The sequence below is a fragment of the Leuconostoc sp. genome (assembly GCF_965300815.1).
In genome coordinates this window covers 1-6,130 of the sequence record NZ_CBDKZH010000077.1, presented here as the reverse complement: position 1 = coordinate 6,130, position 6,130 = coordinate 1, and the positions used below count along the sequence as shown (strand labels likewise).

The 6,130-nt window shown below is 41.8% G+C and carries 7 protein-coding genes; all 7 read left to right on the top strand.

Annotated features, from left to right (window positions below; translation table 11 throughout):
- The coding region (locus ACW12G_RS05800) for a response regulator transcription factor (protein WP_455647488.1) at positions 1-548 on the top strand (548 nt) is incomplete at its 5' end.
- Entirely contained in the window at positions 493-720 is a 228-nt protein-coding gene (locus ACW12G_RS05795; protein WP_455647487.1) for a winged helix-turn-helix domain-containing protein, read from the top strand. The genes ACW12G_RS05800 and ACW12G_RS05795, both read left to right, overlap by 56 nt.
- 124 nt (positions 721-844) lie before the next feature.
- A complete protein-coding gene (locus tag ACW12G_RS05790; RefSeq protein WP_029510183.1) occupies positions 845-1,825 on the top strand; it encodes an ABC transporter ATP-binding protein in 981 nt (326 codons plus the stop codon).
- Between the two features lie 5 nt (positions 1,826-1,830).
- Positions 1,831-2,658 carry an ABC transporter permease gene (locus ACW12G_RS05785; protein WP_010006440.1) on the top strand — a complete coding sequence of 276 codons (828 nt, stop codon included), beginning with the start codon at positions 1,831-1,833 and terminating at the stop codon, positions 2,656-2,658.
- A 22-nt stretch (positions 2,659-2,680) separates the two neighbouring features.
- Positions 2,681-3,811, top strand: a complete 1,131-nt coding sequence (locus tag ACW12G_RS05780; protein ID WP_455647486.1) for a glycosyltransferase family 2 protein — start codon at positions 2,681-2,683, stop codon at positions 3,809-3,811.
- A 79-nt stretch (positions 3,812-3,890) separates the two neighbouring features.
- Positions 3,891-5,051 (top strand): polysaccharide pyruvyl transferase family protein, encoded by a 1,161-nt coding sequence (locus ACW12G_RS05775; protein WP_455647485.1) that lies wholly within the window; start codon positions 3,891-3,893, stop codon positions 5,049-5,051.
- Between the two features lie 244 nt (positions 5,052-5,295).
- Positions 5,296-6,130, top strand: an 835-nt coding sequence (rfbA, locus tag ACW12G_RS05770; RefSeq protein ID WP_455647484.1) for a glucose-1-phosphate thymidylyltransferase RfbA, incomplete at its 3' end; no start/stop codon positions are given.

Here is a 6,130-nt window from a genome sequence, read left to right as displayed (position 1 = left end):
GCATGATTAAAAAACAAATCCTGGTGGTTGAAGACGATCAAACAATTCAACGGGTAGTCAAACAGACGTTGGTGACAGCGGGGTTTGAAGTTACCCAAGCTTTTGATGCGCACACGACGCAAGCCCAGCTGTTGGCCACGTTGCCAGATTTACTGACATTGGATTTGGGGCTACCAGATGAAGATGGGGTGGCCTTACTCAAAAAAATTCGGCTAGCCAGCCATGTGCCAGTACTTGTCCTGACTGCACGTGATCAAACCCAAGATAAGCTAACGTTATTTGAGATTGGCGTGGATGATTATGTGACCAAACCATTTGAACCACTTGAACTCGTAGCACGTGTCCGCGCTATTTTATCACGTACCTACGCCACAACGGGTGTCGGGAAGGGACAATTGCAATGTGGTGAACTCACGGTTGACCTTGACGCGCAAACGGTGCTGCGATCAACTGAGGTGATGCATTTGTCTCTAAAGGAATATGCGTTATTAAGTGTCTTCATTCAACATCCCCCAAAAAGTCTTATCCTATGCGGTCTTACTTCGTAATATTTGGGGGACCCATCTACTGCAGGGACAAAATGATACCTTGCGGGTAACTGTCGCCCATTTAAGACGGAAAATAGGAACCAATGCAGGGCAACAATACATTGGTACCGATGTCGGGGTGGGTTATCGCTGGCTGTCCCCAGTGATAATGCATGCATTATTGGAACAGTAGGTCGTCAGCTACTGTTTTTTTCTGCTATTTTTACGGGCAAAGTTTGAGTTTCGTAGGCATTTTAGGTAATATGGTATAAGTAATTAAGCAACTATAATGTCAAAAGTAAAAAGTGGGTAGCTACATGTTAGACGAATCAAAGCCATACATGGTCCGTGCAGAAGGCTTAACAAAAAATTTCCAACTTTATGCCAATCAAACCGAGAAGTTGAAGTCAACTTTTATGGGGAATCGTGCTGAAGCTAATTTTTGGGCGTTGCGCGGTTTGTCGTTTGAAATACAAGCTGGGGATGTGGTTGGTATTGTCGGAACGAATGGCTCGGGAAAATCAACGTTGCTCAATATTTTGAGTGGTGTCATCCCGCAAACATCAGGCTTGCTAGATTTAAATGGGACGATTGGTGTTGTCGCCATCAACGAAGGGTTGAATTGGGAACTGACAGGACGTGAAAATATTCGACTTAAACAACTGATGATGGGTAAGTCAAATGAAGAAATCACGCGAGCAATGCCTGAAATTATTGATTTTTCAGAACTGGGTGAATTCATTGATCAACCAGTGAAGGATTATTCAAACGGTATGCGTGCGAAGTTAGGCTTTTCAATCGTGACGCACAATGATCCGGATATCTTAATTGTCGATGAAGCCTTGTCCGTTGGTGATCAAAACTTCTCAAATAAGGCATTAGGTAAGATTCGCGAGTTTATTGCCCAAGGGAAAACCATTTTTTTCGTATCGCATGATTTAAAACAAGTGCGTGAGTTTACCAACAAGGTGATGTGGATCCAATATGGTGAAATGCGTGATTTTGGCGAAACAGAAACCATTGCTGATGAGTATGAAGCCTTTACACGTGAGTTGGACAAAATGACCGAACAAGATCGTGAACGGTATGTACGTAAGCAAAAGCAAAATCAACAATTATTTACGATTGATCAACTGCGTGACCGCCTGACTGAAGAAGGCATGACGGAACCAGAAATTAAACGTATCACAAAATTACGAAGTTTCGAAGGATTCAGCCGACTCAGTTTATATAGCACGTTAATTGTGCTATTAGGTTTGATGGGCGCGGTCGTTTACTTTTCGATGATGGGTAGGTAAGCAGGATGTTTGTAATAATTGAATCAATTTTTCAATTGATTGCTGAACAAATCAGTCATCTGGGGATGACGATTAAATTAGCAATCTATGATACGAAGGCCAATAACGCCCACAAATATTTGGGTTCACTTTGGGAAGTCCTTGATCCACTATTTCAAGTGATGACGTATGCCGTCATTTTTGGTGGTGGCTTTCGCACAACGGCACCAGTGGCGGGGATGCCATATTTTGTCTGGATGTCTGTTGGTTTTTCGGCTTGGTATCTAGTTAACCAAGGGTTTTCTGATACGATTCGCTCAATCCAAACTCAGATTTTCATGGTACGCAACGTGAAGTTTCCGGCTTCGGTATTGCCAACGATTCGCATTATCCAAGTTTTTCCAGCCGTGTTATCGATTTCAGCTGTGGCTGGCATAAGTATGTTCTTGACCGGGAATTTCCATCCTAATTTGTACTGGCTGCAATTTATCTACTATTTTATTGCCGCGATGATTATGCTGTTTTTCTTAGGTATCTTCAGTGCAACAATTAATATTTTGATTCCTGATTATGATTTGGCGATTCGACAAGTGTTACGGTTACTATTTTTCGTTTCCGGTGTCTTATTTCCACCGGCACCAGGAAACTTCTTTAATAATGTGATTTACTGGATTTCACGTGTCAATCCGTTCTATTATATCGTTAATGGTTGGCGGGAAACTTTTTTGACAAATCAATGGTTCTGGGATTCACCTTATTTGATGGCGATGTTTTGGCTAGAAATTGCCTTATTCGCTGTTATTGGCACGCATCTCTATCTCAAGTTTAAAGATCAATTCATTGATTTTATTTAATTCAATTTTTAAGAGGAATATTATGACCAATAAAAACGTAACGGCTGCCATTGTAACCTACAATCGTGTGGATTTGCTTAAAGAATCTTTGTCAGCGGTTTTAAATCAAACGGACTATTTAAACCATGTGATTGTCGTCAACAACAAGTCAACGGATGGAACTGCTGAATACTTGGCAACGGTGACTGATCCAAGAGTGATCGTCTATAATTCTGAAGAGAATTTGGGCGGCGCTGGTGGTTTTAATAAGGCCGTGCGCTTATTTGCTGAGGAAACGCAAGATGATTATGTTTGGTTAATGGATGATGATACCATTGCTGAACCTGATGCACTAAAATACTTGGTTGATTTCATTACAGAAAATGACCATGTTGGCTTTGTTAACTCAGTTGTGCGTTGGGGAAGTCGTGATGGACATCCATCTTGGATGAATGTCCCTGCACCACGTGGCTTTACTTGGCAATACCACATGAATCTGGCTAATCCAGGAATCGAAGTTGTGAATTCAACTTTTGTTTCGGTCCTATTTTCTCGCAAAACGGTAGCCATGGTTGGGTTACCCCAAAAAGAGTATTTCATTTGGGGTGATGATATGGAATATACGAACCGGATTGCTGACGTTAATCGTGGCTATACTGTTTTGAAGTCAATTGTGGTGCACAAATCAAAAGAAAACACGATGCCTGGTGACATTGTCCGTGAACAAGACGACTCACGACTTTGGCGTTATAATTACGAGTATCGTAACCGCGTGTTAACCGCTCGCCGTGTGTCAAAGCGTGAATGGTTACGTACAGTTGTCAATGCGCTACGTCATGATTTGCGTATGGTGCTGTTTGGTGGCCATGTCAAATACCGTTGGCAAAAGGCTAAAATGATTGTGAGCGGGACAGTTCGTGGCATCAAGTTTAATCCAGATATTGAATATGTTGCGGGTTTACGTGATTACGATGTGCGTTCGATCAACAAACTACTCCGTGCGCGTTATTTGTCTGATCCACAAGCCATTATCACGCTTGACCAAGATATTGATTTTATCGAAAACTACACTTATGAGGATTTCTTGAATAAAACACCTGAAGCTGATAAGTATATTGCACAAATTAAAGCAGCGCAAGAAGCAGCTAAAAATACAGATACTGACAAGCAATAAAATTGGGGTCAAGACACGACACAGTTGTTAGTGTATGAAATGTTTGGGTACACCTTGAGATAATGATATGGAGACCAATATGGCTAAAAGGTATTTGATTTCAACCGCCGGCTATCCAAACTTTGGTGATGAACAGATTGTTCGCACTTGGTTAAAATTTTATCGAGAAAATTTTCCCGACGACCAATTAATTTTAGATGTGCCTTTTCCAGCCCGGGCGAGTTTTCTTTTTCAGGACGAATTGCCGCATGTGCAGTTCGTAGACACGATTTGGAATTTAGTCTACTTAGCTCATGATCAGCAATTAACTCTGGAAAACGAATCAGAAGTGTCAGCTATTTTACACGGTGGGGATCCGAGAAACAATGTCCCGATTGCGGCACTATTCGATAGTGATGTGATTCATCTTTTAGGTGGTGGCTACTTTTCTACCGCATACCAGGAATTTTCTTATACGTATTTGTTTTTCATGTTACTGGCGTTGGTTAAGCGTGATCGACCAGATACCCAGCTCTATGCTACTGGTTTAGGTGTGACGCCGATTACTGACGATATTGCGGCAAATTTAGCGCGCTATACCGGAGTGTTTTCATATATAGGTGTGAGAGACAGAGCAAGTACGGTTGTGGCCTGTACAACCTATGAATATGATGACGTCGTGATGGCACCAAAATTCGAGGCCATTAAACAAGATGATCGGCCAGATAATCCAGATGTTTTATTGATGATTCAGCCCTTTAAGCAGGATACGCAACAGGAAAAATTCATCCAATTATTGGTCGCTTATTTGCGACAACCCAGTCATCGTGATAAAAAAATTGGGATTGTTGAAGCGATGATTCCTGGTGATAACTGGTTATTTTATAGTGAAGCCTTACAAGATTATCCAGATATCCAACAACGGTTGACATTTTATGGTTTCTGGGATATTTGGCAACACGGCATACCCGTGAAAGCGAATCAAGAGTGGGTCACCACCAGGTTCCACTTTCATTTGATTGGTGCCTTACTCGGTTATCGTGGTACGGCAATTAATCCTGGTGATGATTATTATGATGTGAAACACCAATCGCTCGTGGACTTAGGGACTTCTTGGCAATATATTGATTTAGCAACGGCAACCAATGTCGCGATTAAACCAACGTTTCGTCAAATTGCTAAATTGAAATTAGCATGTGCGACACAGAAAAAAATAAAACGCATGAAGCAATTATTCATTGATGAGGGGCGTAACGTTTAAAATAGCCAGAGTGTTATCTATCAGGTCACGTCATGTTTTATACGAATTTAAACAAGGCAGGTATCTGCCTTGTTTTTTTATGGTAAATAACGGCCTTTTCTTGGCCTATCGTATGACACAAATCATGACGCTATTCGCGGTAGAATAGGACTTATGGTATAATGGGAAAGCATGTGATAGTGATACTATTCCGATACTTGAATCTTTGAGATACATAAAATGTCCTATACAAGGAGACCTAAACATGAAAGGCATTATCCTCGCCGGCGGTTCCGGCACACGACTATATCCCATTACCAAGGCTACTAGTAAGCAGTTGGTACCCATTTATGACAAGCCAATGATTTATTATCCCTTGTCAGTCTTGATGTTGGCGGCTATTAAAGAAATTTTGTTAATTTCAACACCAGAATATGTCGGCCAATTTAAAGCATTGTTTGGCGATGGTCATGACTTAGGCTTGAACATTGAATATGCCATTCAAGAAGAACCCCGTGGGTTGGCAGACGCCTTTATTGTCGGCGCTGATTTTATTGGTGATGACACGGTGGCGTTGGTCTTAGGCGATAACATTTTCTACGGCGCTGGTTTGTCCGAAAAACTACAAGCTGCGGCACAGAAAACCACTGGGGCAACCGTCTTTGGTTACCAAGTCCATGATCCCGAACGCTTTGGGGTCGTTGAATTTGATGATGACGGTAAGGCTTTATCCATTGTCGAAAAGCCAGAACACCCAAAGTCAAACTATGCCGTGACTGGTCTGTATTTTTATGATAATGATGTCGTCGAAATTGCTGCCAATGTGCAGCCTTCAGCCCGAGGGGAAATTGAAATTTCTGACATTAACCAAGCCTACTTGGACCGTGGTGATTTGGATGTTCAAGTGATGGGCCGTGGTTATGCTTGGCTAGATACAGGGACGCATGAATCTTTGCTCGAAGCGTCATCCTTTATTGCCACAATCCAAAAGCAACAAAACCTTAAAGTGGCATCACTCGAAGAAATTGCCTACCGAATGGGTTACATTGGTCTTGATCAACTCGAAGCTTTAGCGCAACCACTTAAGAAAAACGATTATG